Genomic DNA, 26,389 nt, shown 5'->3' with positions numbered 1-26,389 from the left:
AATAACCTTGTTAGAGATTCTAAAATTTATCTAAACATTTTTACGATGAATTAATTGAAACTCTTTTAGTGATTTGATTGATTAAAGATAAAGTTGCAATAATTACTGGAGCAAGTAGCGGTATAGGATTTGCTACTGCACTTACATTATCTAAAGCAGGAGCAAAGGTTGCAATTGGTGCAAGACGAGTTGACAGATTAGAAGAACTAGCAAAAAAAATTACCGATAACGGTGGCGAAGTATTTTATCAAAAATTAGATGTAACTAAAAGAGAAGAATGTGATAATTTTGCCAAGGCTGTCTTGGATAAATGGGGCACAATTGATATTCTTGTAAATAATGCTGGATTAATGCCTTTGAGTTTTTTCAAAAACCTCAAGGTAGATGAATGGGATAGAATGATTGATGTTAACATTAAAGGAGTTCTATACTCCACAGGTTCAGTAATCAATCATATGAAAGAGAAAAAATCTGGTCATATAGTAAATCTCTCATCAGTAGCTGGTAGAATTGTTTTTCCAGCTGGAAGTGTTTATTGTGCAACTAAACATGCAGTTGCTGCATTTAGTGAAGGACTAAGACAAGAATTTAGCGTCAGATCAAACATTAGAGTTACCAGCATTGAACCTGGAGTAGTTGCAACAGAACTAAATGATACAATCACAGATGAATCTCTACAAGGATTTATTGAAAATGCAAAAAAAATGGAAGCATTGCAAGCAGAAGATATAGCAAATGCAATATTATATGCAGTTGATTCACCTTCACATGTCAATGTAAATGAAATTTTGATAAGACCAACTACACAAGAACGTTAAGTTGACAAATATTCCACATGTTGTAATTTTAGGAGGTGGTTTTGGAGGACTTGCTTCTGCTAATGAATTACGAAGTTCATTAGATTCTTCTCAATTAAAAATAACAATAATTGATAAAAAAGACTGGTTTATGGTTGGATTTGCAAAATTATGGATAATTAATGGTACACGAACTTTTGAAAACTCAGTTGGCTCTCTAAATAATTTAGGAAAAAAAGAAATAACTTTCATTAAAGAAGAAATATTATCAATTGATCCTAAAACCAAAAATGTCAAAACAACTTCCCAAACAATTTCTTATGATTATCTAATAATATCAATGGGAGCTGTTTTAGCACCTGAAAAAATACCTGGCCTTAAAGAAAATGGATTCAATCTATATGATCATGATCATCTATCACAAATTCATGAAAAACTAATGTCGATAAAATCTGGAAAAATAGCTATCTCGATAATGGGGATGCCCTACAAATGCCCTCCAGCGCCATTTGAGGCTAGTTTACTTATTAATGCCATGCTAAGAAAACGTGGTGTTCGTGATTCAATTCAAATTGATTTCTATAGTCCTGCACCAATTACATTGCCAGCAGCTGGACCTGAAGTTAGTAAGAAAATTCTTGAATTAGTAAATTCTGAACAAATTACTTTCCATAACTCTTCAAAAATAAAATCTGTCGAACCACACAAATTAATTTTTGAAGATTCTGAAACTGATTTTGATCTATTGTTAGCAATTCCACCTCATATTGCTCCAAATGTTATCTATGATTCAGGTTTAGCAAAAGAATCAGGGTTTATCCTAATTAATCGAGATTGTAAAACAAAGTTTGAAAATGTTTTTGCTATAGGTGATGTAACAAGTTTACCTGTAACTGAATCAATGGCAGTTCCAAAAGCTGGAATTTTTGCAGAGGGTGAAGGAATTATCGTTGCAAAAAACATAATTTCTAAAATTCTCTCAAAGGAAGAACAAGTATATTTTGATGGTAAAGGCGGTTGTTTCTTAGAATCAGGTAGAGACACAGCCTCAGTAATTGAAGTTGATATGTTTTCAAATCCAAAACCAACAACAAATCTAACAGAATCTAATAAAGATAATCTTGTTAAAAAACAACAATTTGAAAAAGAGAGATTAAGTAATTGGTTATGACTCTTCGTCTTTTTCTTTTGTAAGATGTTCTAAAATTGCTCTAACTTCAACTCCTAAGGCTTGATTGTCTTTTGATAAATTCAACTTTTCAGGAATTTGATTTTTAAAATTTTCATCTTCTAATTCGATACTTCTTTTTTGGATACAATCAAGATGATCTTGATCCGTTGCAGAAATCTTATGACAAATATTACAAATCTTCATAATTATTCTCATTCAATACGACGATTTAATAATTTCATTTTGTGCCTCAGTGATGAGGGATCGTAGTCTAGCTTGGTATGATACTAGTCTGGGGGACTAGTGGTCGCAGGTTCAAATCCTGCCGGTCCCATACAACTTAATTTTAATAATTTCTATAACAGTTCAAATCTCAGTGAATTGAGTACACTTACATTCTTTACAGTTTGCTCGTATTGCTGGATTATTGTAAGGTTGATCATTTTTCAACACTTTCAAATGATGGAGGATTTCTTCATGTCCACAATTCTTACATAAATTGCCACGTGTACTGTCTCCTGTAAATTTTTTAAAAAATTTCCTCAAGGGTAGTCTTTTTCATGTTTTCATTAAAATCTGTTTCAGCCTATTTGGCATCAAAATTATCACTTAACAAGTTCCAAGTCTACCGATCCCATTAGAGTTTTAAAATTTTCAAAAGATAATCAAAATTTTCCCTTGTTTTCTCTTGCTTGTATAGTTGTAAGGCTTTGATGATTTCATTTTTTGATGGATTTTTGTATAATTTTTGGGCTTTTTTTGCAATTCCAGATCCAATAAAAAATGCTTGAGTAATTGATGTTACATTTGATGGTCTTCTATTTGTGCTTGAACTCTCAAAATCAATTATTGTAGAATTAGTTTTTCCAACAATAACGTGTTTTGATATATTACTTAGTTCTCCATGATCAAAACCTATCTCATCTAATCTATAACAATCTTCTAAAATTTTTTTTAGTGTATTTTTAAATTTTTTTACACTGCCAGATCCTTGTAGTGTGTTTATCCACTGACTTATTTTTACTCCTTCAAGGTATTCCATTACAACAAAATTTTTTGAAAATGCTATCATTTTTGGACCAACTTTTACCTGATTAACTAAATTTAGTAATTTTGCTTCATTGCTCATTTCTTTTCTCTGAGAATCTGTCCTTCTAATTTTTAATGCAACTAATTTACTATTTTTTTTTGCTAAAACCACAACTCCCACATACCCTTTACCTAAAATTTTCAAATTTTCAATAGTAGTTGGACCTGTAAATGATATTGATTTGATTTTTAATTTTTCTAGCTCTTTGATTCTTGACTTGATCTGACTTTTAGTTGATTTAGGATATCCCAGAATTTTAGAGTATGGTTCATTGGTAAGTTTCTTAATTGAAATAAAGGATTGTTGCATCAGTTGAAATCAATTTATTTGCTACCTCTTTAATTGATTTGCTTAAATTTTTACTTCCAACAGAAATGACAAAACCACGTTTTAAATCAGATTGAATACCGTTTGGGATTCCTGTTTTAAGATTATTCTTCAGAAAATTTGTTAAAAATTTGCTTGCATCAGGAAACGTTCTTTTCTCTAATGAAATAATTTTTTTATTTTTTCCTATCCACATTAGTTCAGAATTTTTCATATTTTTACTAACAAAACTCTTAGAATCTTCTTCTCTGAAAAATTCTGGACCATTTTTTATGTAGGTTGGCGATATTTTCATTGATTCTAAAAAGAAGAACAAATAGGCGTCATTTTCTTGATCAGTAAAGGAATTACTACGTAATACTCGAAAACCTCCTAATTCTAACTGTGTTGATAAGGAAGTTGAGGCTCTTTTAATCTGACCCCAGATAATATCTGGACTTCTTTTCTTAAAATTAAATTTTACAACTAACAAATTTTCCCAATGTTTTTTTGAAATTCTAATACTTCTTTTCTTAAAAAATTCTAGTTTAGCTTTTTCTTTAAATGCTCTTGCAGCAAGGATAAATTTCCCAATATTCTCATCTGAAATTGCTGCAGCTAAATTCCTATTGTTATCTATAGGATCCATTATTACAATTGATGTGTCAAACTTCTTTTTTGCATTCCCAATGTTTTGATTTTCTTTAATTTTTGAAATTGTTTTTATTACATTTTCAAAACTTCCATAATGTAATATCAATACTTCAGATACATATCCACTAAAACCCTGCTTTGCAATTTCAGCACCATAAATTTCATTGGCTTTAAGAAATGTTTTTAGAATTCTAACCTCATTTTTCATTTTATCTGTTAATGATTTTTTCATAAATTTTGTATGAAATGGACTTCTATCAGCAGAACTTTTCCATTGACCTGTTTTGACATCAAAAAATGGAACAACATTTATCTTTGTATTTTTAATTTTTGCCTCAACATATGGATGCTCAGAATATCGAACATAAGGAGAATATTTTTTTAATGATTCAAATCCTATTTTCCTAGAAATTTTCTCAAATTTATCATCTGAAACAGATTTTTTAAATCTAACAAAAATGTCTACATCAGCGTCTTGTTTTAACCATGTTCCTTTTGCGTACGAGCCTCCAAATTCTATTCCAATTACTTCTGAGAATTTTTTAATTTCATTTTTCACTAAATTAAAAGCTAGTTCTGCAGTTTCCTGTTTATCTTTTTCTAATGATGTGGAAGGAACAACTAATTTCTCTATTTTTGAAATTATTTTTTTCATCTAGCTGGTATCACCTCTAAATCAGAATAAATTGGTCCCTTTGGAGTTAGCTCACTTTTTTTCAATTTTATACTAGTAATTTCTTGAATTCCAAAATTCAATTCTTTTTGTTTTTCCAACTCCTCAGTAATATCTTCAATCTTCTTTTTAATCCTAAATACTGTCATATGAGGTTTGAATGGTTTATCTTGATGAAATCCCAAGGGTTCTAATGTTTTTCCAACCTCTTTTGATAATGCAACTAATCTATTTCCTCCCTCAGTATCTGTACCAATCCAAACCACTCTTGGAAATTTTGGCTTAGGAAATGCTCCAACTCCTCTTAAATTCACTTTAAAATTGGAAAATTCTATCTTTCTAAGAGCCAAAATAATTTTCTCTGAGACATCATCTGAAATTTCACCTAAAAACTGTAATGTAAAATGAAAGTTTTTTGGTTCTACTGATTTTGCACCAATATTCATTTTGAATTGAAATTCTTCAATAGATTTGATTACATCATTATTTGTTATTTCAACTGCTACAAAAACACGCATCATAACATTCTTTGAATAATCTTTATAATAATTTCCGGTAGCTTCATAGACCTGAGTTTTTTTTCTATATTATGACAAAACTTATTGTATGCTTAACAGGCATGCCAGGAGCTGGAAAATCCACCATTGCTGATGGTCTAAAGTCAAAAGGATATGATATTGTCAATATGGGAAATGCAGTAAGAAATGAAGCCAAAAAAAGAAACATTGAGGCAACTCGTTCAAATCTTGGAAAGCTAATGCTTGAATTAAGAGAAAAAAATGGTCCTGGAGCAATTGCTGAATTGATTAAACCAGAAATAGAATCATCATCTGCAAATGTAATCTTAATAGATGGTGTAAGATCTAATGATGAGATCGAAGTACTAAGAAAATTTGGAATTGTCAAATTACTAGCAATTCATGCATCAACAGATCGTAGATTTGATTTTTTACAAAAAAGAGGAAGAACAGACGATCCACAAACAAAAGAACATTTTGAGGAACGAGATAATCGTGAATTAGGAATTGGCATCAGCAATTCAATTGCATTATCTGATTATGCAATAACAAATATTGATTTGACCAAAGAACAATTAATTGAAAATGCGTATAAAATTATTCAAAGCTGGATAAAATGAAAATACCTGACATTAGGTGTAAAATTGAAATGTTTTCATCAATTAATCCTTCTGAGGATTCTCAAAAAATCCATAAAGCCATCTCAAATATTTTTCCATTCTCAAAAATAGAAGTTCAAAACTATTCTGTCAATGCAGTATCAAAAGATTTGAGATCATTTGAAAAAATCTATGAAACAATTCATTCTAAACGTTCTCAGAAAACCTATAGACGATATCTTGAAAAAAATCTATTAGATAATTCCACATGGTTTTATCTGAATAAACAGGCAGCCTTTGTTGAAAAAATAGCAATTTGTGAAGAAGCAGAAGAATCTCCACTTGGCCCGATTAAAGTGGTTATTTCTTCACCAAATATTGACCGAATTATTGAATGGATATCATTTGGTAATGATTAGTTAAGAAAATTCAATCATAACTGACTATTTTTTTTAGTTTGAATGTAAAATCTGTTTTTTAGAACTTTATGACATGTTCATTAAATTAGGCATAATTGCGGGAATAGTTATTCTTGCAGGCATGATTTTCTCAAATGAAATCGATATTTTATTCCCTTCAACCTCTGCCTCAGTTTTTGATTCTCTAAAGCAGGATGTATCCAATATTGGTGCTAAAACTACAGATTCCGTAGAGAAAAGACTTGATGATTCAATTGATAATATTGTAGATAAAACTAGCAAAAGCGTATCTAATGAAATAAGTGAAGTTGGTGGAAAAATAAGTGATCAAATTATTGATACAAAAGAATCTTCACAAAAAACAATAAGTGAAGAAATTTCAAACTTTGATCCACTAAAAGCTGTTAAAAATATTTTTGCAGATAACCCCAAATCTGAATTTCCGACTGAATCAACTGAAGTATCATCTAGTACAAACCCAGTTTCTCAAAATACTAATCCCATAATCTATGAGACATTGTCATTATCAACAATGCATGAATCAGATAATGATATTCTACTTCAATATTCTGATTCAAGTGGAAAAACAACTAGTGTAAATGTAAAAATTAGAACAGATAATAAAGAAATTTTTTCAGGAACATTTTACACATCAATGTTTGAAACAATTGTAAATGATGCTTCAGGTACTCCCTATTATGTTGACATGGTTGTTGATCATCAAGAGTATGGCATCGTAACTTCTTCAGTTTTTAATCCTGGCGATAATTCAGATTCAAAAATAAATGGAATGTTCTCACAATCCTGATTATTTTTCTTTAAACAATGATAGAAATTTTGGTAGTGCAAATGCACTAGTATCTCTAATCACTAAATCCATTCCTGATGACATTTCGGTATCTTCAGGATTGACTTCAATTAGAAATGCATTATTTTGTTTTGCATATGTTGGAAGTATATTTGCTGGAGATACAACTAAGGATGTTCCTGCAATAACCATTAGATCACATTGATTGATATGTTTAATTGATTCTTGCCAGACATCTTGTGGTAGCGGTTCCCCAAACCAAACTACTTCTGGTCTAAGTAAATTACCACATTTGCAATAGGGAGGATTCTCAGAAAATTCAGTTAGTATTTCTTCTCTAAAATCACAAACTGTACATTTGATTTTAAGAATACTACCATGTAATTCTAACACTCTGGAACTTCCTGATTTTTGATGAAGACCATCAATATTTTGCGTAACTACTACTACATCAGCATATTTTTCTAATTCTGCAATTGCTATATGTCCAAAATTAGGCTCTGCAGCTATGATATTCTTTCTTCTTTCATTATACCATTCCCATACTAATTTTGGGTTTTGATAAAATGCATCTATTGTTGCTAATTGCATAGCGTCATAATTTCTCCATAAACCATCCTTTCCTCTAAAAGTTGGAATTCCACTTTCTTGAGAAATTCCAGCACCAGTAACAAATACAATTTTTCTGAAATCTTTAACCTGTTCCCTTATAGAATCAAACATATTCATTTAATCTCTAATTCTAAAAGATCTTTAGCAGTAACTACTGAATTATGAATTTCTTGAGCTTCTTGTAAATGACCAACTTCATCTTTATACCTTGCAGAAAAATGTGTTAAAATCAAATTCTTGACATTTGCATTCTTTGCTAATGTTGCAGCTTGTTTAGCTGTTGAATGTGAAGTATCTTGAGCCTTTTGTTTTTCTTCATCTAAAAATGTTGAATCAAAAACCAAATAATCACATTTTGAAAAAAATTCTTCTAATTCTTTAGTAGGCATGGTATCTCCTGAAATTCCTATTTTTTTGCCAGGACGTTTTTCACCTAATACTTCTTGAGATAATATTTCCTTCCCTTCTATTATTATACTCTCACCACTTTGTAATTTATTCCATAATTCCCCTTCAGGTATTCCCAACTCTTTTGCTTTTTCAACATTAAATCTTCCTGGCTTATCTTTCTCTACAAATAGATATGAAAATGCAGTAACTGAGTGATTAGCTTTGCATACATACATTGAATATTTACTATTCTCTAAAATTTTTCCTTCTTTAATTATATTAATCAAAACTGGAAATGTTAATCCAAAATTTAGTACTTTGATATTTGCAGCAATAAATTCTTCAATTCCATGTGGACCAAAAATTTCTAATTTCTCAGTTCTTTTTTGCATAGACATAGTTTGTAATAATCCTAAAATTCCAACACAATGATCACCATGAAGATGTGTAACAAAAATTGTCATTTTTTTATTCCAACCCAAACCTGATTTCATATAAGAAATCTGTGCAGCTTCTCCAGCATCAAACATTAGAATTTCTCCATCTCTTTCTAAACAAATACATGACAATCCTCTATTTTCAGTGGGCTGCGCAGCTGAAGTTCCCAAAAATACAAGTTTCATTTTATCAAAATTGTCCTAGTCAAGCTTTTATGCCTATAGATTTCATATTTTTTTAATCCTTTTAATTTTAAATTCTGTCCTAGTTCTTTTTTGTACATGACTGCTAATTTCTTTTTCTTTGGTATTATTGTAAAGAATTTTTTTATTATTTTCTCAGGATTATCAGAAACTTTTGATGCCCTTCCATATGGCAAATCTGTAACAATTCCATCAAATTTTTCAGAAATTTTTACCATTTCTTGAAAATCTGAATTTATTACCTCTGATTTGTATTGATTTGCCTTGAGATTTTCCCTTGAGATTTTACACATTTTTTCATCAAAATCTATACCTATTGCATGAATTCCCATCGATTCAGCCTCCAGAAGGGTAGTTCCTGTTCCACAAAATGGATCGCAAACTGTTTCCCCCTCCTTTAACCCAACAAGGTTGAGCATCAATCTAGTCATTTTTCTATCTAGTTCATGAGGATGATTTTTGATTTTTTTAGGAATATGTTTATTGACTTCTTTTTTTGAAAACCCAAAAAAATTTTCTTCATTAGTAAATATCAGATATACTGTGATATCTGGATCCTCAAGTTCAACTTTTGCATGAGAAAATTTTGATATCATATCACCCATTGAGTTTTCTAATTCTGGAACATTGAACTGGTTTGAAGATAAATTAATTATTCTACAAACAAAAGTTTGTGCATTTTTTAACACTTCAAAATTTTCTTCATCTAAAAATAATCCTGACATTTTTCGTAATATCTGTCCTGAGATTTTTACAAAAGAAGCACGTTTTGAAATTACAGTCCAATTTATTTTTGACTGAACAATAACTAAATTAGATAATACCTTTATTTTTGAAAACCTATCATACATTTTTGCTATAGCAGTAATTTCATCTATTGCAAGTTCTAAATTATCTTTTGATAAAACAAAAAAACTTTCTGGCATTACAGTATTGCCTTTGCAATTGTATTAGAAACATCAACTAATGATGTTTTATTTGGAATTGTATTTGCACTAACAATTCTTGTTACTCCTGATTTCTTAATTTTTCCTTCCGCATTGTTCATCAATAGTGCATGTGTACATGCAACATAAACTCGATTGCATTTTTGTTTTTTTAGAAATTCTGTTGCTTTGATAATACTTCCTCCAGTACTTATCATATCATCGACCAAAATTACATCTCTTCCTGAAACTTTATCGATGTATTTTGTTTTAATTTTTACTTTACCTGTTTTTCTGTCTCTGTTTTTTTCAAGTGCAATATATTCTGAATTAAATTTTAATGCAAATTCTTTTGCTCTATCTTTTCCTCCTTGATCTGGAGAAACCACAATAGGGTTTTTCAGGCTCATTTTTTTGAAATATGCCACCAAATCAGGAACTGCAGATACATTTTTTGTTTTAATTGAGAAGTATTTGAGGCCAATTTGACTATGAATATCAACTACAACTATCTTTGATGCACCTGCAGCTGCAAACAACTTCCCCAGAACTTTCATTGTGATAATCTCGCCTGGTAAAAATTCTCTATCTTGTCTAGCATATCCCATATACGGAATCACGGCAATAACCTGTGATGATATTTCTTTGGCTTTTGAAATTAGTGATAATGCATGAAGTAAATTAGTATCTACTGGAGGATAAATTGATTGAACAATTATTGATCTCTTTTTTGATAATTTACCCGATAGTGTAATCTTACTTTCCCCATCTGGAAATATTCTGATCTCTGATTTAACAAGATTCGCCTTGATTCTTTTTGCTAAACTTTTAGCTAATTTTTCAGATGGTTTTCCAGATATCACTGATAAATTACTCAACAAAGAAATGTGATTTGATGGGATTCTTAAGTTTTGAGAAAACTAATCGTCTCCGCCTTTAGAGAGATCACCCACTCCAAACTCATCTATTACTTTGTTTCTAAGATCATCTAAACTATCAATTTCTTTGGCTTCTCTCTTTTCATCTCCTTGGTAAACAGTTCTAATTGGCCATGGAATTCTAATATCGTATCTCTTAAACTCTTCATACATCATCATTCTCATTTCTGTTTGTACTTTGAACTGTGCACCATAATCTGTCACATAAACCCATAATGCAAAATCAAGAGATGAATCATTAAATTGGTTAAATCTCACAACTGGCTGATTCAAATCTTCTAAAATTTCTTTATCACATCCACAACTTGGTAGGTTTTGATCTAAATATGGACATTTATTTTGTACTACCATGTGTTTTCCTCTTTCATCAACTATTTCTTTCATGGCTCTTTTTCCAATTTTTACAAGAACTGCTGCAACTTGCTTTGGATTGTTCAAATATGATACTCCTACTTTTACAATTGCAGGAACAGTTTTGAGTTCTTTTGAATAGTTAATTATTTGAGAATTTACCAAATTCCTTGTAGGAATTACTGCATATGACTCATTTAGAGCATGCCTGATATAGGTTACCCTGGGAGTAATTTTATGAACATATCCATTAAAACTAGTTTCTAATTGAATTCTATCTCCTTCAACAAAGATCTTATCTTTTCTAATCATTATGTAAGCAAAATAATTCTGCATTGTTTCTTGTAATGCAAGACCAACACCTATGGCAAATCCACCAGTTGCAGTAGCTAATACAAAAAGATCTACACCCCACCAACTAACAATTCCTAAAACAACTGCAACAAATATTCCAATTGGAAGAATTTGTTTATATGATTTAGGAAGATCTTTTCTTTTTCTTTCAGCATATCCTGCTGGACGCCCCCCCGGAATTATTGTATCATAATGATTAAGTCTTTTTTCTTCTCTCCACATATCAATTTGATATATTTCTTCAGGATCTTTACCTGGGAGTAATTTTTTTCCAGATTCATTATTTCCAGTTATACATGAATTGTAATACTCATTGTATTTTCTTCTCTCCGATTCTTTGAATTTTTCAAATGGATTCTTTACTAAATTTTCAAATGCTCCAATTGGGTATCCCTTCTTGGTACGAAGAGACTCAAGCTTTCTTATACCATCAGATGTTTCTAATAATTTTTGAAATTCTGATTCATCTAATCCGTCGGGTGGATGTTTTGGTGGAATCCATTTAAATAATTTATGAAACAAATCATCTTTATCATCTTTAAAACCACGTAGTTCTTTCCAATTCAGATAATCCTCCTTTTCAAGATTAGATTTTTCTAATTTATCAAGAAAAATTGGAATTAAATGTGCTATTGAATAACCAATTACTAAAATATTGATTGTATTGAGTGTTTTTGCAAATGTCTCAGAAGCATTAAATTCTTCAACAGTCTGTTCTGAGTCATTAAATAATTCTGTAGTTTGAATATACACATTTGTAGAAGAAACTAAGGCTATCGCAAAGAAAGGTAAAACTCCTACACGTATAAATCGTGCAAAATGTGGTCTGGTATAGGAAAACTTTTGTTTTTCTGTCCAGTTTGCAAAACTTCTATATGCAATGATAATTCCAATTATTCCTACAATCAATACAGTTAGTGCAATTTGTAGTGATGGAGATGATGCAATAAGCTCTGGTAGTGCATCAAACTTACTAACTTGATCTGAAACTACATCTAACACTTCTTCTGCCATTCTATTTCACTAAGTAACGATCACAAATACAAAGGTTAAGAAACTTTACATTTTTTAAATAAAAAAATCACTTTTGATGTTAAATTATATAAAAAATATGTGTAACCTTTAACAAGGGCATCTGCATTATTTACTGAATGACCTATCAAGCAACTGTATGGGATGACTCTCCATCACTAAAATCATATACTTTATCAAATTTCCGCCAAATTCCACAAATTCAGAAACTTTCTGAGGAAACTCAATTTGAGATGGAAGTTGTTGGTAATGTATTACCATTTAAGGCAAACAACTATGTTGTAGAGCAACTCATTGATTGGAACAATATTCCAAATGATCCAATGTATGTTTTGACATTTCCTCAAAAAGGAATGCTAAAACCAGATCATTATGATAGAATGGCAACTGCACTAAAAAATAATGCAGATAAAAAAGAAATTGCATCAATTGCAAATGAAATCCGACTTCAACTAAATCCACATCCTGCAGGTCAAATGGAACTCAATGTCCCAATGCTAAAAGATGGAACCAAATTATTTGGAATGCAGCACAAATACAATGAAACATGTCTATTTTTCCCTAGCCAAAGTCAAACATGTCATGCATATTGTAGCTTTTGTTTTAGGTGGCCACAATTTGTTGGAATGGATGAAATGAAGTTTGCTATGAAAGAAGGTGATCAACTTGTTCAATATATCAGAGAACATCCAGAAATTTCTGATGTTCTATTTACTGGCGGAGATCCAATGATCATGAAAGCAAAAATGTTTTCAAAATATGTTGATATCTTAATTGATGCAAAACTACCAAATCTTAAAACAATTAGAATTGGAACAAAATCTCTTTCATACTGGCCTTACAAATTTTTGACAGACTCCGACTCTCAAGAAATGTTAGACGTATTTAGAAAAATAACTAAAAACGGATTACATCTTGCATTTATGGCTCACTTTAATCATCTAAACGAATTATCTACAAGTGCTGTTGTTGATGCAATTAATGCAGTAAGATCAACAGGTGCTCAAATTAGAACACAATCTCCACTATTGGCACATATCAATGACGATGCAGATATGTGGGCAAAAATGTGGACAAAACAAGTTCAGTTAGGATGTATTCCATATTACATGTTTGTAGTAAGGGATACAGGAGCTCAACATTATTTTGGTGTTCCTCTAGTCAAGGCATATGAAATATTTAGAAAAGCATATTCATCTGTTAGTGGATTAGCAAGAACTGTTCGGGGACCAAGTATGTCTGCAACTCCTGGAAAAGTCCATGTTATTGGAACAGCAGATCTTCAAGATCAAAAAGTCATTGTTCTACGATTCTTACAAGGAAGAAATCCAAATTGGGTTCAAGTTCCATTTTTTGCAAAGTATGACGAGAATGCCATTTGGTTAGATGATCTAAAACCTGCGCTAACTGATAAATTCTTCTTTGAAGATGAATTAAAGAATTTCAAAAAAACAAATCCAATCGAAGATTATCCAGAATCCTAAAAACTTTACATGACTATATTGACAATTCTGCTTTACTAACTATTATTAGTAAAGTGATTTTAAAGTATTGTAATGGATGCAGATGCTGCCCTAAAAAAAATTCAGGCAGAAAACATTACTTTTGTTAATTTATGGTTTGTAGATATTTTTGGAGAATTACATCGACTTGGAATGCCAAGTTATGCAATTGATAAAAATAGTTTTGAAAATGGTTTAGAAAAACTTGATGCAAGCTCAATCGTTGGGTTCAAATCTGTTAATAAATCAGATATGATCTTAAAACCAGATCCTGATTCATTTAGAATTCTACCAAGTGATTATGATCAAGGAAACAGAAAAAATGCTGTCTTCTATTGTGATTTGTATGAAGGAAATTCTGTAGATGAGATTAGATATAATCGTGATTCTAGGGGAATTGCTCAAAAAGCCTCTAAAAAACTCAAAGAATTTGGTTTGACTCATACTAATTGGGGACCTGAGATTGAATTTTTTGTTTTTGATACTATTAACGTCTATCCGTCTCCATATGGAGCAACTCAGTCTTATGGTGGTTCAGGATATTCTATTGAATCAAAAGAATCTCCTTGGGCTAAAGGTAATGTAAGTACTGCAATTAATCTAAAAGAAGGATATTATCCAGCTCAACCAAAAGATACACTTGAAACATTTAGAAAAGACATTTGTGAAGATCTATACAATCATTTTGGTATTAAAATAGAGGCTGAACATCATGAAGTTGCAACGTCTGGTCAATGTGAAATCAATCTAGTTTATGATGAAATGATTAAAATGGCAGATAGTGTTGTTGCAGTCAAAAATATTGTTAAAGTTAAAGCGAAACGAAAAAACAAAGTTGCTACATTTATGCCAAAACCTATTTTTGGTGATAATGCATCAGCAATGCATACCCATCAAAGTTTATGGAATGATAAAATCAATGTCATGTTTGATCCAAATGATGAAGTTGCTCAACTAAGTCAACTAGGTCGGTATTATGTAGGGGGAATCTTAGAACATGCATCAGCATTATGCGCAATTACAAATCCAACAACAAACTCATACAAACGTCTTGTTCCTGGCTTTGAGGCTCCTGTAAATGTTTGTTGGGGAATGGGAAACCGTTCTGCTGCAATACGTGTACCTATGTATTATCGAAATCAAGAAAAAAGTAAAAGAATAGAATATCGTGTCCCTGATCCAACTGCAAATATCTATCTACTTGAAGCTGCTTTGTTATTAGCTGGATTGGATGGCATTAAAAATAAAATTGATCCAGGAGATCCAGTTGAAGAAAATGTATACAAGCTTTCTGCAGAAAAGAAAAGAGAGTATAAAATTGGTTCTCTTCCTGTTTCATTAAAAGGTGCATTAAATTCATTACAAAGTGATTCTGGTTTCCTCGAAGAAATTTTCACAAAAGATTTTATTGATATATATTGTGAATTAAAAAATAAAGAATATACTGCATTTGCACAAACTCCTACTGCTTGGGAAGTTTCAATGTATGCAGATGCCTGATATTAACTTCAAATGATGAAAGTAACTATAACCTTTTTAAAATCATTTTAACTTTTTTTAGTATTGAAATTTTATTTTATGTTTTTAATTTTGATACTTGTACCAGGATTAATTGGAATTGCTTTTGCACATACAGTTGATTCAGTTGGTGAATACAGAGTAGAAATTGGTTGGATGAATGAGCCAGTTGTTTCTGGTGAGACTAATGCTATTGAATTCTATGTTAATCCACTTGAACCTGGATTGGAACTTGAAGAACAAGTATTTGAAAATGGAATTACTGGATTAAAAAGTACAGTAAAAATCCAGCTAATATACAAAGATGAAAGCATAATTCTTCCTCTGTCCCCGGATCATAATATTCCTGGAAAATACTATGCTTTTGTAAATCCTACTATTTCTGGATTCTATCAGGCTAACATATTGGGGACAATTAATGACACTCCAATTAGTCTATCAATGCATCCACCAAAGGTAGAAGAAAGAGAATGGATAGAATTTCCTCAACCATCTGATCTAACTCTAACGCAAATTATTGATGGTCATACATCATTAATTGCAGAAATTAATGATCTAAAGGAGAAAGTAAATTCTTTAGAAGAATCAAAACAAATGGATATGGGATATATTGGAATTGGAGTTATAGCAATTATTATTGCATCAATAGCACTTGTAAAATCAAAAAAATAATTATTTATCTAAAATTATATTTTGTTTTTTAAAAATAAAATACAATATTGAACCTATTCCAATTATAATTATTCCAACTAATGCAACTTCAACTTCAAATTGTAATGTCATGTATACTGTAGTTCCAAATCCAAATAATGGCAAAATTGGAAATTTTCCAATATTCACTGGAACTTTAAATGGTCTCTCTAATTTTGGCTCTGTATATCGTAGTACAATTACTGAAAGATTAATTACTGCAAATGTGATCACTACCGCAAAAACAACAATATTTGCAACAATTACAATATCTCCAACAAATGTAAATCCAACTGAAGTCACCAAAATTGCAACAACTGCAATCCATGGTGTCTTGGTTTTAGGATGAATTCTAGCTAAAAACTTAGGTAAAGAATCACTATTTGCCATTCCATACATTATTCGCGCCCCAGCCACCAATGTAATTAAAACTGTACTTGCAGTAGCAAATAATGCAATTAATGACAAAGCAATACTTCCGTTTATTCCTACTGCTGAATGAGCTACATCTGCAAGTGGTGCTGATGATGCCGCTAAATCCTCCCAGTTTAGAAGTCGAATTGCTGATAATGAAACTAAAATGTAGATAACACCTGTAATTACAACTGATAAAATTATTGCCCTTGGAATTATTTTGTGTGGTCTCCTAACTTCTTCAGCTACATTAGCCATATCTTCAAATCCAATGAAAGCAAAGAAAATCAATACAAATGCAAGAATAATACCAGTAAATCCATGTGGTGACTCAAAATAATCAATTGGCTCACTAGGCTCAATTATGAACCCAAGAAAAATAATGAACACTAATCCACCTGCTGTAATTAATGCAAATATTGTATTTGCCCATGCAGATTCTTTAATTCCTATAAAATTTACTATTGACAAAATCCCAATTAACAATATTGCGCCAATTGTAATGGGAAGATCAACAAACTGTGTAAGATATCCGCCAAATCCTAGAGATACTGTAGCTGCAACAATAATTGAAGTAATTGCAGTTAACCAACCTATAATAAAACCAAAGAAATTATTTTTAAATGCATTTTTTACAAACGTATATTCTGCAGCAGCTTTAGGAAATAAAGCTGATAATTCTGCATAACTTAATCCTGCAAAAATTGCTACGATTGCACCAAGAAGAAACGAAATCCACATGGAATTTCCTGCAAATCCGGCTGCTTCACCAATTAAAACATAGATTCCTGCCCCAAGAATTAATCCTACTCCATACATAGTAAGATGAAAAAGTCCCATATGTCTATGTAATTCTGACATGTTCTTGATATCCTAACTAATTAGAAAATGTAATCCATAACCAATAAGATATGCAACTATTGCTGCTGCACCTCCAATAATTAAAGTGGTAAGACCAGAATTTATTAATGATTTTTTTACTATTTTTCCTTTAATAATTCCAACTAAAAAAAATGCTGACATTACTGAAATTATCGAATAAATAAATGCCTGAGAATTTAATTCAATTCCAACTACAAAAAATAAAATAAATGGAACCAATGGAATTAATCCTACAAGATTAAATCCAACAAATGTACTTAATGCACTGTCAGCTGGATTCTTTTCATCTTCAATTAAACCTAATTCTTCTTTCATCATAGTATCTATCCATACTTTTTTTCTGGATGTGATTATTCTAACTACGTCTTCTAATAATTCATCTTTGAATCCCTTTTTCTTGTAAATCTCTCTAATTTCTTCTCTCTCATCATCTTTTAAATTCTCAATCTCCCATTCTTCTTGTCGTCTTTTCATTGCAACAAATTCATTTCTTGCCTTTGATGCCTGATAATTAGATACTGCCATTGAAAATCCATCAGCAAACAGATTTGCAAAACCCAAAATCAGTATAATTCCTGCAGGTAAAGAAGCACCCATAATACTTGCTACTATTGCAAATGTAGTTACAGCTCCATCAATTGAACCATAAATAAAATCATCAAAATGCCATTTCATTTTTCTCTTTTACTGTGAATTTTCATTATTTTATTAGAATGAATAATACCAACATTGAAAATCATCACTGTTTTTTATATTGAATAATTTTCGAATAAATTCATGGCAAAATTCCAAAAAATTCTAGTGCCACTTGATGGCTCTTCAAATGCTATGCGTGGTCTAGATAGAGCAATTGAAATTGCAAAGGGAAGTGGTGCTGAGATTACAGGATTTTATGTATTTCATTTACCGCTTGCTGCAGGAATAAAATACACTAAAAAAATGAAAGATGATGCTCAAAATAAAGCAGTCAAAGCAATTGGTCCTGCAATGAATAGAGTCCAAAAAGCCGGTGCTACATTCAAATACAAAACTGGGGGCGGCCACACTGGATCAGAGATTGTCAATTTTGCACAAAAAGGAAAATTTGACATGATTGTTATTGGTGCACGAGGTATGGGTGGAGCAAAAGAAGCATTTCTAGGTAGTACATCTAACTATGTAATGCACAAAACAAAGATTCCTGTTTTAATTGTAAAATAATAAACAACATGAAATTTTCTTGTTTTTGATAATTTGATTATTACAAAATTAATAAAACAGTACAACTAATTTGATGTCTTAATGAATGATCGAAGTTTTGTTTTAATTGGATTAGTAATTGGTATTGTTGGTTTTGCATCATTTATTGCAGTTATTGGACAAGGAAATGTAAGACATGTAGAAATTTTTTGGCCAGAAAAAGTTCAACAAACTGTTGCATTCAAAGATATTGAAGATCAAACTATTCTTGTAGGAATTTTAGGAACTGCTGAAGAGAATAATCCCACATTAATCATGAGAACAAGTTTTGCATACGTGTTAACAGTTGAAAATCATGGAAACAAGCACCATCGATTATACATTGATGATTTTAATGTTCAAACAGATCTGTTGGAACCTGGACAGAAAGATACCATTACAATATATCCTGACAAGGAAGGAACTTTCAATTATTATGATAAACGAGAAAAATTAGAATTTTTAGGGCAATTAAGATCTATTGAAGTAGTACCATCTGATGGTTTTACCGGTTTTCTAAAAGATATGATATGAACAAATAAGCATCCTTGATATTTTATAATGTAAAAAACTAGAAGTATAAGCAATGAAAAAATTAAACGGAAAACACAAGAGATAGGCATGGTTGAAAGTAATTATGATATTTTAGGCATAGTTGAAGGCTCTACTGAGAAAGAAATTAGAGATGCATTTAGACGATTAGCCCTTCAATATCATTCAGACCGTGGTGGAGAAAATGAGCAATTTATCAAGATAAAGCAAGCATACGAAGATCTAAAAATTGGAAAAAAATATCCAGAAACTGATTTTGAGAAGATAAAAAATTCTAGAGTATATTCTGGTGATTCTGAAAGTGATGTAAGAAGAAAAAATCAGATTCTTGGTCAAGAATTATCAAAAGAAATGAAAACTGCAGAAGAATGGGCAGCAGCATTGAATCGAGCAAATTCTACTGCAACAAGACTTTTTGGTTCAAAAACTTTGGGTGAAATCGAATTAGAGAGAAAAGCTAATGGCGCATTATCAATAAAAGGAAATTTTATGGCAGGAACACTGACTTATGATGGTCCGATAATTATGCAGGGCAATATTACAAGTCCATCATGGACAAAAGAATTTCAAACAAACATCCATCTTACAAATGGCGATTTCAAATTTATCAATCCATTAGAGAATAAATATAAAATTGAAAATGGTGCTAGATTAATTGTTGATAATGGAAATATTGTTGTAGGAAATATTTTTGGTAGAAAGTTTAGAGTTGAAGATCCTGAAGGTAGAGTTGGAATTTTTCAAATTCAAGAACATCGAACACATATTTCTGCACCTAATGGAAAAATTATTGCAGAAAATGTAGTTAATACAGTTCGTCTTGAAGCAGATACAATTGTTGTACTTAATGTAGAAGATGATGTTATTTTATCAGCCCGTGAAATTTTATTTTATGGTGGAAAATTTACTTATGATTCTGTAATAGAACTAAAGAAGGGTGGAAGTATACGATTCTTTGAAACATTTTCAATCCAAGGCTTGAGTGGAGATGCAATTATCAAACTTGAAAATGGTAAAAAAATTCGATTATTTGATCTTAAAACTAAAAAAATCAAAGACCTAGCAGACGAATTTGTGCCTGATAAAGCACATTATGCCAAAGATGCAACTATGGTTGGGCATGGTTTTACTATCACATATGACATGCTAGATAATCTATCTAAGAAACCCAATAAAAAACAAAATAATGGTTGGGCATCAAAATTTAGTTTTAAAAAAAATAATCAAACTAATTAATTTCTCGAAACAGAATAGCCAATGTATACCTCTTCTGTTGAAACTATTTTACTTTCAATCTTCTCAAATTTGTATCCTTCAAAATCTTTTACTTTATCATAAAAATTTTCTCCAATAATAACTCCATTGGGAGGAGAACTTCTGTTCATTTTAGCACATCTATTTACTGTACTTCCAAAAATATCATTAACCGAAGATGTTGATGCCCTTGCTATTCTCACAATTCCATATGTTGCACTAATCCTGTAATCTAATGTTGGAAGATTAATTTTCTCTAATTTCTTTACTATTCCATCATGGACATCACTTAATGCTAAACAGCAATCTAAACATTTTTTCAAAGTATCTCCCTCATTTTCGTTTTCAAAAGAGAAATAGAACAATAATGCATCCCCGATATTTTTTACAACAACTCCTCCAAACTTATTAATTATTGCAGCAATAGAATTGATGAAAATATTATAAAATTCACTAGTTTCAGTCTCTGAAAGGTTTGAACATATTTTTGTAGAATCCATAATATCTATCATTCCTACACAATATTTTTCACTTTGATCAGAAAATTGTAACAAAATATCTTCTTGTTGTCTAATTACGTCTTCTTTCTCTTTGATCTCAAATAATGATTCTTGAAGCTTCTCTGCCATTGAATCAAATGCAAAAGAAAGCTCTCCAATTTCATCTCTAGTTTTAATATTTGTTCTAACTTGAAAATCTCCATTTGCTATTTTATTTGCAGCATTTTTCAATTTAATTATGGGTCTTGAAAGAGATTTTGAAATTACAAAGGCTGCCACTCCCATTCCTAATGTAATTAAAATTCCTGTCTGGAAAATTCTACTTTGCAGAATATCTATGGGTTGCTCTACCTCAGCCTGATCAATTTCCACAAGCAAAACTATGCCTAGATCATTTGCACAATATGATGAACCATAAATCGGTGTATCTCTATAATCTGTATAAAATCCAACATAATCTATTCCATCATTTAGACATTTTTGTACTCCTAAAGAATCAACTTTTTGTTGAAATACTGCATTTTCTATAAATCTGGACTCTGATAACATCAAATAATCACTATTAACAATGTATACCTCGCCGGTTTCTCCTAAACCACTTCTGTTAATCAGTATGTTATCTAATGTAGCTGTTCTCATTTTAGATATAATTACACCAATGGCAGGATCCCCCTTTTTACTATCTTTAGCAAAGACTGGAGATACAACTAGCATTTTTTTACCATTTTCAGATGGTATGAACTCAATAAATGACGAAGTCAGACCTTTTTGAAATAATGGATCACCTGCATAATCTTCATTTGTTATTCGCTCAAGTGAAAAGTATACTTTACCAGTAGAACCAATTATCTTTACATCTTCAAGTCCTATTGAAAATCCAAGTAATTCTTGGAATGCCTGAACTTGAATCAAAAAATCTCTACGATTAAGTTCTCTGTTCTCTTTTATTTTTTCTTCAGAAAGTCCATTCATTTCTGCTAACAATAACTGAATCATTGGGTCATTTGCAAGAATATTATTTTGTTCAATTCTTGATTCGAAAAGTAATCTTACAGTCTCCCCACGTACAGTAGATTCGCCTATTAATTGATCACCTGTTCTATCCTTTAGAATCTGGTCTGCATAATTGAAACTTAGAAAACCTGTAATGGATAATGCAACCACTGATACTAGCATTACCAAAAAAATTAGTTTTTTATCAAGATTAAATGTGATCGACAATGTATTTCATAATTTATTTTCTATTAATATCGTCTTCTAATATTTGTTATATTATACTTTAAGTGATTATATAACTTGAGAACCACTTTCCATTCTTGAAATTAATCTTATTCATTTAATTATTGATTTTATGATAAAAATATATGAAATTTTTATTTCTCTTTTCATTTTCGCTTTTGATAGGCATAATCCCTATTGTTGACGCTGAGGAATACATTATTGATATTCCATTTGGAGCCTATAATCCTGAATTGAACACACCTGCAGAAGTTTGGTATGATCCCCCTCAAATGTTTCTCAAAATAGGTGATACTATAACTTGGTATAATGACGATATTGAAGGTCATACTGTTACAAGTGGTGAAGGTTCTGGAAGATTTGGTTGGATGAGCGATAATTTTGGAACCTCTGATGGTATTTTTGATAGTGAAAGAATACCTCCAGGAGAATCTTGGTCTTACAAATTTGAAGAATCTGGAACATTTTCTTACTATTGTACAATTCATCCATGGATGGATGGAATTTTAATTGTTGAAAAACAAATACCTGATTACCCACATGATGCAACTGGTAAGGAATTAAATTTTCCTTTGTTACAACATACCCCTGATCTTGCCATTGAAGTTAATTTAACATGGGATCCACCAGTTATCAAAACTCATGAAAAAATTCAATTTGTATACCAATTCTACAATCCACAAACAAATTCTAATCTAGCTGAAATGAAATATAATTTTGTAATATTTCAAAATGGAAAAGAAATTTTTCGTGATGAAGGAATAAGTCAGATTGGTGGAGATTACAGAAATTTTGTTTTCAGTGATTCAGGTTCAATTATAATTAGGATAGAAGGAATTCATTCTCCATCTATTTTTGCTGAAGAAAGTGTTACAGTATTTGGTGATGTACAAAGTAAAGAACAAAGATCAGTTGATTTTACTAGTGCAGTTTATGATAATCCCGAAAAAACTACTCATGAAATATATCACATAAAACCTGCTCAAAGACTCACAACATACTATGAATTAATGTTAGTCATTATCTTAGTTCCTGGAATTATGTTTATTGCTGCATTGCTTTGGCTAAAGAAAAAACCAAAAATTTCTGAAGCATCATCAAGTGCTGTTTAAATTTAAAATAAGAAAAAGAAATTAAAAATGATTGAACTAATCTAATCGATTAATTCAGTCCAACCTTTGACGAAGACTGAGTTCTTGTAGAGTGGAACTGGTTGTCCAACAGTAAAGTCCATTGGTCTCATCCAAAAGATTGCTTTTGTTGGGCATACACCGATGCATGCACCATCAGAAATACATCTTTCTGGGTAGAAAACAAATGCTTTACCTCTCTTCCAGCCTTCAACTGGTTTTACTCTAAGTACATCTGGTCCCAATGTTGTACAGATTTCTACACATAGTGCGCATCCGATACACATTTGTTCGCTGATGTCTGGAATAATTCCTACTGGCATAACAAAAGTAATTCTTGATTTGCTCTTAATATAATTTGCCTAAAAATATGATGTTATAACGGCGTTTGAAATTTTATAACGGCGTTTGAAAATTGATCGCTAAAATCAATTAATTCTTTTTTCTATCCGAAATAACTTTGAAAATCTATTATTCTCTTCTATAACGTTAATCAGAAGATCATCTTTGGATTTTTTTAGGAAATAGACTCCTGTTTTGCCTGATTTTATGACATGCTTTCCTCCAGGAGATATTACCCACTCCCCATTCTCTTTCTTTCTAGCCATTGCAGTAACTAGAACTGAAGAATTTGCCTGTCTTGATATTGATGAAAGCAACATTATGCAAGAATTGATGAATCTAGCTGATTCCAGATCATCAAACATGTTGTAGACTCCATTAAATGAATCAATTATTACTAGAAAGTTATCTTTTGAAATTTTAGTAATAATTTCAGATAATTTTTCTTTCCAATTTTTCTTATCGGGATGAAATAATATCACATTTTCTTTTTTTGGAATCATTTTGGATTCTACATATCCAGTGTATAGCAAATCCATATCAACAAAAATTATTGGAATCTCTAAAGAATTGATTAGTCTGTCTAGAAATTCCATTTTATGAAATGGTTCTGAACACAAAACTATACTGGGAACATGACTTTGAAATTCGTTTTTAATATGCATTAAATTATTATCTAAAACCTGCTCAGGACTTTTATCCAACACCATTTTAGCATTTTACAGATATAATAATGAATTTAGTTTCAAAAGATATTTCAGATGACTTTCCAAAATCAGATAAAATCTATCTAAATAATGCATCTGTTTCTCTTATGCCTAATCAAAGCATTCAAGCAATGAATGATTTTCTAATCACTTACAACTCTATTGGTCCTGACTCAAAGGGATCACAGTCATTTATTGAGGAAAAACTTCGAAATGTTAGAAAAATTATTTCAAAAATAATTTCCTGCCAACCTGATGAAATTGTTCTTACCCAAAGTACATCTGATGGAATCAATATAGTAGCAAACGGATTATCATATGGAAACAATTCTAACATAATAATTCGTGGAATGACACATGAACATCATTCTAATTTGTATCCATGGCTCAAACTAAAAGAGAAAACAACAATAAGAAATTTGCCTATAGATAATAATGGATTTTTTCAAATGGAGCAACTAAAAAAAAGTATAGATGATAGCACAAAGTTAGTTGCACTCAGTCATGCCTTATACAATACAGGTTCAATTTTACCTGTAGAGGAAGTTGGAAAAATTCTAGACAATAAAATTCCATATTTTATTGATAGTGCACAAACTATTGGATGTCTAGATGATGTTGATGTATCAAAAATAAAGTGCAGCTTTATGTCTTTTAATGGATCAAAATGGCTTTGCGGTCCAATGGGAACAGGATTGTTTTATTGTAGTAGAAAATCTAGTGAACTATTAGAGCCTAGAACAATTGGTGGTGAGTCTGCAATGATTTATGAAAATGAAAAACTTGCCTACAAAGAATTGCCAGATAAATTTCAAACAGGTTTTAGAAACTATGTTGGAATTGTTGGATTAGAATCATCTGCTAAATATCTCAAAGACTTTGGTATGAAAAATATTAGAGAAAAAAATATTCGCTTGTCAAGTTTATTCAGAGAAGAAATATCCAAAATCTCAAACATAAAATTGTATGGACCTGAAGATCCAAAAGATAGAACAAGTATTGTATCTTTTAATATTGATGGCTTTGGTGCACAAGAAATAGTTGACAAACTTGAAAAACAAAATATTGTTTTAGCAGTTAGAGAAATAATGGAAAAAAAGATTGTTAGAGCCTCCCCTCACTTTTTTAATAAAGAATCTGAAATCCTTCAGGTAGTTGACGCAATTAAAAAATTATAGATTTTCTTGCTCTTCTATTACCATCATAGTCAAAGTTGACTGTACTTTGCTAATCTTTCTGACTTTATTTGTGATAATTGAGCGGAGTTTTTCTGCATCATCTGAAGATAGTTTGAGGACAATATCGTATACACCGTATACACCTTGAACCTCATATGATATTTTTTCTTCAGCAAGAATTTGCTTTACCTCGCTAATTATTGACTCATCTGATCCAAGATCAGAATTCAATAGAACATAAGCAGTTGGCACATGAAAATTTTCATCAATCACTATTTAACCTTTGATAGTTCAAAAACTGATTAATTACTATTCTATTGTATTGATGTGAAACCCGTAGATCTAACACTAACAATCTCTGAATCTATTCCTAGTTTTCCAGGTTCTCCAAAACCCGTTTTTATTGATTGGTCCAATATCAGAGATGACGGATACAATCTTGAATTACTTTTCCTAAGTTCCCATACAGGAACTCATATTGATGCACCTTTTCATTTTATTAAAAATGGAATCAAAATACACCAAATTCCAGTTAATCGACTGGTTGGAAAAGCCATCCTAATCAAAATTCCAAAATCAAAGAATTCACCAATTACAAAAAAAGACATTATCTCATTTGAGAAAAAGAATAAGAGAATTCCTGATGGTTCTTCTGTATTCTTTTTTACTGATTGGCAAAAAAATCTAAAAAAACCAAATTATTTCACTGAAAATCCTGGATTGGATACTTTGGCATCAAAATACTTATCCTCTAAAAAACTCAATCTAGTTGGAATAGATTCACCTAGTATTGATCTTGGACATGCAAAATCATTTTCAGCACACCATATTTTATCACAAAACAATATCTTAATTGTTGAAAACTTGGCAAACTTGAATAAGATTCCATCAAATGAATTTAATTTTATCATTCTACCTCTGAAACTAAAAGATGTAACTGGTTCTCCTGTAAGAGCTATTGCAACATAGTTTTACACTTAAAAA

At 30.9% G+C, this 26,389-nt stretch carries 29 protein-coding genes and 1 tRNA gene; 15 read left to right on the top strand and 15 right to left on the bottom strand.

Translation table 11 applies throughout. The annotated features are described in order from the left end of the window. The first annotated feature begins 77 nt into the window (after positions 1 to 77). The gene (locus ACX119_RS00245) at positions 78 to 818 is read left to right on the top strand and encodes an SDR family oxidoreductase (protein WP_459351168.1); all 741 of its coding nucleotides are present in this window, start codon (positions 78 to 80) and stop codon (positions 816 to 818) included. A gap of 1 nt (position 819) precedes the next feature. Next, positions 820 to 1,968, top strand: a complete 1,149-nt coding sequence (locus tag ACX119_RS00240) for an NAD(P)/FAD-dependent oxidoreductase (RefSeq protein WP_459351167.1) — start codon at positions 820 to 822, stop codon at positions 1,966 to 1,968. On the opposite strand, the gene ACX119_RS00235 is transcribed toward ACX119_RS00240, so the two are convergent. Continuing rightward, the gene (locus tag ACX119_RS00235; protein ID WP_297594205.1) at positions 1,963 to 2,172 is read right to left on the bottom strand and encodes a hypothetical protein; all 210 of its coding nucleotides are present in this window, start codon (positions 2,170 to 2,172) and stop codon (positions 1,963 to 1,965) included. The genes ACX119_RS00240 and ACX119_RS00235 overlap by 6 nt on opposite strands. Before the next feature lie 56 nt (positions 2,173 to 2,228). Here ACX119_RS00235 and ACX119_RS00230 point away from each other — a divergent pair. Next, positions 2,229 to 2,302 (top strand) — tRNA-Pro (locus ACX119_RS00230). Positions 2,303 to 2,605: 303 nt separating this feature from the next. Here ACX119_RS00230 and ACX119_RS00225 read toward each other — a convergent pair. The 3 genes from ACX119_RS00225 to thpR are packed head-to-tail and all read right to left on the bottom strand — an operon-like array spanning position 2,606 to position 5,212. Beyond that, positions 2,606 to 3,367, bottom strand: coding sequence for an RIO1 family regulatory kinase/ATPase domain-containing protein (locus ACX119_RS00225; protein WP_459351166.1), 762 nt, complete (start codon positions 3,365 to 3,367; stop codon positions 2,606 to 2,608). Beyond that, positions 3,342 to 4,673, bottom strand: a complete 1,332-nt coding sequence (cca, locus tag ACX119_RS00220) for a CCA tRNA nucleotidyltransferase (RefSeq protein WP_459351165.1) — start codon at positions 4,671 to 4,673, stop codon at positions 3,342 to 3,344. The genes ACX119_RS00225 and cca overlap by 26 nt, the downstream gene beginning before the upstream one ends. Next, the gene (gene thpR / locus ACX119_RS00215) at positions 4,670 to 5,212 is read right to left on the bottom strand and encodes an RNA 2',3'-cyclic phosphodiesterase (RefSeq protein WP_459351164.1); all 543 of its coding nucleotides are present in this window, start codon (positions 5,210 to 5,212) and stop codon (positions 4,670 to 4,672) included. Before thpR ends, cca begins: the two co-directional genes overlap by 4 nt. 68 nt (positions 5,213 to 5,280) lie before the next feature. Between thpR and ACX119_RS00210 the strand changes: the two genes are divergently transcribed. From ACX119_RS00210 to ACX119_RS00200, 3 genes are all read left to right on the top strand, one after another. Beyond that, positions 5,281 to 5,829: an AAA family ATPase gene (locus tag ACX119_RS00210; protein WP_459351163.1), complete on the top strand. Its 549-nt coding sequence runs from the start codon at positions 5,281 to 5,283 to the stop codon at positions 5,827 to 5,829. Further along, on the top strand, positions 5,826 to 6,227 hold the full coding sequence (locus ACX119_RS00205; RefSeq protein WP_459351162.1) for an RNA-binding domain-containing protein: 402 nt from the start codon (positions 5,826 to 5,828) through the stop codon (positions 6,225 to 6,227). The genes ACX119_RS00210 and ACX119_RS00205 overlap by 4 nt, the downstream gene beginning before the upstream one ends. A 73-nt stretch (positions 6,228 to 6,300) precedes the next feature. Beyond that, positions 6,301 to 7,035, top strand: coding sequence for a hypothetical protein (locus ACX119_RS00200; RefSeq protein WP_459351161.1), 735 nt, complete (start codon positions 6,301 to 6,303; stop codon positions 7,033 to 7,035). Here ACX119_RS00200 and ACX119_RS00195 read toward each other — a convergent pair whose 3' ends face one another. Genes ACX119_RS00195 through ACX119_RS00175 form a run of 5 tightly spaced genes read right to left on the bottom strand, consistent with a single transcriptional unit; the run spans position 7,036 to position 12,261 of the window. Then, positions 7,036 to 7,758 (bottom strand): SIR2 family NAD-dependent protein deacylase, encoded by a 723-nt coding sequence (locus ACX119_RS00195; protein ID WP_459351160.1) that lies wholly within the window; start codon positions 7,756 to 7,758, stop codon positions 7,036 to 7,038. Between the two features lie 2 nt (positions 7,759 to 7,760). After that, positions 7,761 to 8,660, bottom strand: a complete 900-nt coding sequence (gene rnz / locus ACX119_RS00190) for a ribonuclease Z (protein WP_459351159.1) — start codon at positions 8,658 to 8,660, stop codon at positions 7,761 to 7,763. Beyond that, positions 8,657 to 9,604, bottom strand: coding sequence for a TRM11 family SAM-dependent methyltransferase (locus tag ACX119_RS00185; RefSeq protein ID WP_459351158.1), 948 nt, complete (start codon positions 9,602 to 9,604; stop codon positions 8,657 to 8,659). The genes rnz and ACX119_RS00185 overlap by 4 nt, the downstream gene beginning before the upstream one ends. Then, positions 9,604 to 10,482, bottom strand: coding sequence for a ribose-phosphate diphosphokinase (locus tag ACX119_RS00180; RefSeq protein WP_459351157.1), 879 nt, complete (start codon positions 10,480 to 10,482; stop codon positions 9,604 to 9,606). Before ACX119_RS00180 ends, ACX119_RS00185 begins: the two co-directional genes overlap by 1 nt. 42 nt (positions 10,483 to 10,524) lie before the next feature. Continuing rightward, entirely contained in the window at positions 10,525 to 12,261 is a 1,737-nt protein-coding gene (locus tag ACX119_RS00175) for a mechanosensitive ion channel family protein (protein WP_459351156.1), read from the bottom strand. A 137-nt stretch (positions 12,262 to 12,398) separates the two neighbouring features. Between ACX119_RS00175 and ACX119_RS00170 the strand changes: the two genes are divergently transcribed. From ACX119_RS00170 to ACX119_RS00160, 3 genes are all read left to right on the top strand, one after another. Then, positions 12,399 to 13,763, top strand: a complete 1,365-nt coding sequence (locus ACX119_RS00170) for a KamA family radical SAM protein (protein WP_459351155.1) — start codon at positions 12,399 to 12,401, stop codon at positions 13,761 to 13,763. 72 nt (positions 13,764 to 13,835) lie between these two features. Further along, a complete protein-coding gene (gene glnA, locus ACX119_RS00165; RefSeq protein ID WP_459351154.1) occupies positions 13,836 to 15,281 on the top strand; it encodes a type I glutamate--ammonia ligase in 1,446 nt (481 codons plus the stop codon). A 63-nt stretch (positions 15,282 to 15,344) separates the two neighbouring features. Further along, positions 15,345 to 15,971 carry a hypothetical protein gene (locus tag ACX119_RS00160; RefSeq protein WP_459351153.1) on the top strand — a complete coding sequence of 209 codons (627 nt, stop codon included), beginning with the start codon at positions 15,345 to 15,347 and terminating at the stop codon, positions 15,969 to 15,971. On the opposite strand, the gene ACX119_RS00155 is transcribed toward ACX119_RS00160, so the two are convergent. Together ACX119_RS00155 and ACX119_RS00150 are read right to left on the bottom strand one after the other, a co-directional pair. Then, entirely contained in the window at positions 15,972 to 17,264 is a 1,293-nt protein-coding gene (locus ACX119_RS00155) for an APC family permease (RefSeq protein ID WP_459351152.1), read from the bottom strand. It lies immediately after the preceding gene. A 12-nt stretch (positions 17,265 to 17,276) separates the two neighbouring features. Continuing rightward, positions 17,277 to 17,960, bottom strand: a complete 684-nt coding sequence (locus ACX119_RS00150; RefSeq protein WP_459351151.1) for a VIT1/CCC1 transporter family protein — start codon at positions 17,958 to 17,960, stop codon at positions 17,277 to 17,279. Between the two features lie 102 nt (positions 17,961 to 18,062). On the opposite strand from ACX119_RS00150, the gene ACX119_RS00145 reads away from it, so the two are divergent. From ACX119_RS00145 to ACX119_RS00135, 3 genes are all read left to right on the top strand, one after another. Continuing rightward, positions 18,063 to 18,485 (top strand): universal stress protein, encoded by a 423-nt coding sequence (locus ACX119_RS00145; RefSeq protein WP_459351150.1) that lies wholly within the window; start codon positions 18,063 to 18,065, stop codon positions 18,483 to 18,485. 81 nt (positions 18,486 to 18,566) lie between these two features. Continuing rightward, positions 18,567 to 19,037 (top strand): cupredoxin domain-containing protein, encoded by a 471-nt coding sequence (locus ACX119_RS00140; RefSeq protein ID WP_459351149.1) that lies wholly within the window; start codon positions 18,567 to 18,569, stop codon positions 19,035 to 19,037. Positions 19,038 to 19,124: 87 nt separating this feature from the next. Then, on the top strand, positions 19,125 to 20,291 hold the full coding sequence (locus tag ACX119_RS00135; RefSeq protein ID WP_459351148.1) for a J domain-containing protein: 1,167 nt from the start codon (positions 19,125 to 19,127) through the stop codon (positions 20,289 to 20,291). Here the strand turns inward: ACX119_RS00135 and ACX119_RS00130 are convergent. Next, positions 20,288 to 22,030 carry a HAMP domain-containing protein gene (locus tag ACX119_RS00130; RefSeq protein WP_459351147.1) on the bottom strand — a complete coding sequence of 581 codons (1,743 nt, stop codon included), beginning with the start codon at positions 22,028 to 22,030 and terminating at the stop codon, positions 20,288 to 20,290. The genes ACX119_RS00135 and ACX119_RS00130 overlap by 4 nt on opposite strands. Before the next feature lie 143 nt (positions 22,031 to 22,173). Here ACX119_RS00130 and ACX119_RS00125 point away from each other — a divergent pair, with 143 nt between their 5' ends. Further along, complete coding sequence (locus ACX119_RS00125) at positions 22,174 to 23,160, top strand: cupredoxin domain-containing protein (protein WP_459351146.1); 987 nt, start codon at positions 22,174 to 22,176, stop codon at positions 23,158 to 23,160. A 41-nt stretch (positions 23,161 to 23,201) separates the two neighbouring features. Here the strand turns inward: ACX119_RS00125 and ACX119_RS00120 are convergent, their stop codons facing one another. Next, positions 23,202 to 23,501 (bottom strand): ATP-binding protein, encoded by a 300-nt coding sequence (locus tag ACX119_RS00120; protein ID WP_007402606.1) that lies wholly within the window; start codon positions 23,499 to 23,501, stop codon positions 23,202 to 23,204. A 105-nt stretch (positions 23,502 to 23,606) separates the two neighbouring features. After that, entirely contained in the window at positions 23,607 to 24,230 is a 624-nt protein-coding gene (locus ACX119_RS00115) for a hypothetical protein (protein ID WP_459351145.1), read from the bottom strand. A gap of 23 nt (positions 24,231 to 24,253) precedes the next feature. Between ACX119_RS00115 and ACX119_RS00110 the strand changes: the two genes are divergently transcribed. Beyond that, entirely contained in the window at positions 24,254 to 25,405 is a 1,152-nt protein-coding gene (locus tag ACX119_RS00110) for an aminotransferase class V-fold PLP-dependent enzyme (protein ID WP_459351144.1), read from the top strand. On the opposite strand, the gene ACX119_RS00105 is transcribed toward ACX119_RS00110, so the two are convergent. Continuing rightward, positions 25,400 to 25,657, bottom strand: a complete 258-nt coding sequence (locus ACX119_RS00105) for an Lrp/AsnC ligand binding domain-containing protein (protein ID WP_459351143.1) — start codon at positions 25,655 to 25,657, stop codon at positions 25,400 to 25,402. The two genes, ACX119_RS00110 and ACX119_RS00105, sit on opposite strands and share 6 nt — an antisense overlap. 75 nt (positions 25,658 to 25,732) lie before the next feature. On the opposite strand from ACX119_RS00105, the gene ACX119_RS00100 reads away from it, so the two are divergent. Continuing rightward, complete coding sequence (locus tag ACX119_RS00100) at positions 25,733 to 26,374, top strand: cyclase family protein (RefSeq protein ID WP_459351142.1); 642 nt, start codon at positions 25,733 to 25,735, stop codon at positions 26,372 to 26,374. Positions 26,375 to 26,389: the final 15 nt, after the last annotated feature.

It is taken from the genome of Nitrosopumilus sp. S4 (assembly GCF_054515835.1).
The sequence above is the reverse complement of the archived record's forward strand: the minus strand, read 5'-3'. Positions and strand labels throughout refer to the sequence as shown.

Excerpts from the sequence above, each read along its gene's own strand:
- ACX119_RS00125 (WP_459351146.1), top strand. The coding sequence starts at position 22,174 with ATGAAATTTTTATTTCTCTTTTCATTTTCGCTTTTGATAGGCATAATC.
- ACX119_RS00120 (WP_007402606.1), bottom strand. The coding sequence starts at position 23,501 with ATGCCAGTAGGAATTATTCCAGACATCAGCGAACAAATGTGTATCGGA.
- ACX119_RS00185 (WP_459351158.1), bottom strand. The coding sequence starts at position 9,604 with ATGCCAGAAAGTTTTTTTGTTTTATCAAAAGATAATTTAGAACTTGCA.
- ACX119_RS00150 (WP_459351151.1), bottom strand. The coding sequence starts at position 17,960 with ATGAAATGGCATTTTGATGATTTTATTTATGGTTCAATTGATGGAGCT.
- ACX119_RS00155 (WP_459351152.1), bottom strand. The coding sequence starts at position 17,264 with ATGTCAGAATTACATAGACATATGGGACTTTTTCATCTTACTATGTAT.
- glnA (WP_459351154.1), top strand. The coding sequence starts at position 13,836 with ATGGATGCAGATGCTGCCCTAAAAAAAATTCAGGCAGAAAACATTACT.
- ACX119_RS00170 (WP_459351155.1), top strand. The coding sequence starts at position 12,399 with ATGACCTATCAAGCAACTGTATGGGATGACTCTCCATCACTAAAATCA.
- ACX119_RS00140 (WP_459351149.1), top strand. The coding sequence starts at position 18,567 with ATGAATGATCGAAGTTTTGTTTTAATTGGATTAGTAATTGGTATTGTT.
- ACX119_RS00225 (WP_459351166.1), bottom strand. The coding sequence starts at position 3,367 with ATGCAACAATCCTTTATTTCAATTAAGAAACTTACCAATGAACCATAC.
- ACX119_RS00195 (WP_459351160.1), bottom strand. The coding sequence starts at position 7,758 with ATGTTTGATTCTATAAGGGAACAGGTTAAAGATTTCAGAAAAATTGTA.
- rnz (WP_459351159.1), bottom strand. The coding sequence starts at position 8,660 with ATGAAACTTGTATTTTTGGGAACTTCAGCTGCGCAGCCCACTGAAAAT.
- ACX119_RS00175 (WP_459351156.1), bottom strand. The coding sequence starts at position 12,261 with ATGGCAGAAGAAGTGTTAGATGTAGTTTCAGATCAAGTTAGTAAGTTT.
- cca (WP_459351165.1), bottom strand. The coding sequence starts at position 4,673 with ATGAAAAAAATAATTTCAAAAATAGAGAAATTAGTTGTTCCTTCCACA.
- ACX119_RS00110 (WP_459351144.1), top strand. The coding sequence starts at position 24,254 with ATGAATTTAGTTTCAAAAGATATTTCAGATGACTTTCCAAAATCAGAT.
- ACX119_RS00200 (WP_459351161.1), top strand. The coding sequence starts at position 6,301 with ATGTTCATTAAATTAGGCATAATTGCGGGAATAGTTATTCTTGCAGGC.
- ACX119_RS00210 (WP_459351163.1), top strand. The coding sequence starts at position 5,281 with ATGACAAAACTTATTGTATGCTTAACAGGCATGCCAGGAGCTGGAAAA.
- ACX119_RS00135 (WP_459351148.1), top strand. The coding sequence starts at position 19,125 with ATGGTTGAAAGTAATTATGATATTTTAGGCATAGTTGAAGGCTCTACT.
- ACX119_RS00145 (WP_459351150.1), top strand. The coding sequence starts at position 18,063 with ATGGCAAAATTCCAAAAAATTCTAGTGCCACTTGATGGCTCTTCAAAT.
- thpR (WP_459351164.1), bottom strand. The coding sequence starts at position 5,212 with ATGATGCGTGTTTTTGTAGCAGTTGAAATAACAAATAATGATGTAATC.
- ACX119_RS00205 (WP_459351162.1), top strand. The coding sequence starts at position 5,826 with ATGAAAATACCTGACATTAGGTGTAAAATTGAAATGTTTTCATCAATT.
- ACX119_RS00235 (WP_297594205.1), bottom strand. The coding sequence starts at position 2,172 with ATGAAGATTTGTAATATTTGTCATAAGATTTCTGCAACGGATCAAGAT.
- ACX119_RS00115 (WP_459351145.1), bottom strand. The coding sequence starts at position 24,230 with ATGGTGTTGGATAAAAGTCCTGAGCAGGTTTTAGATAATAATTTAATG.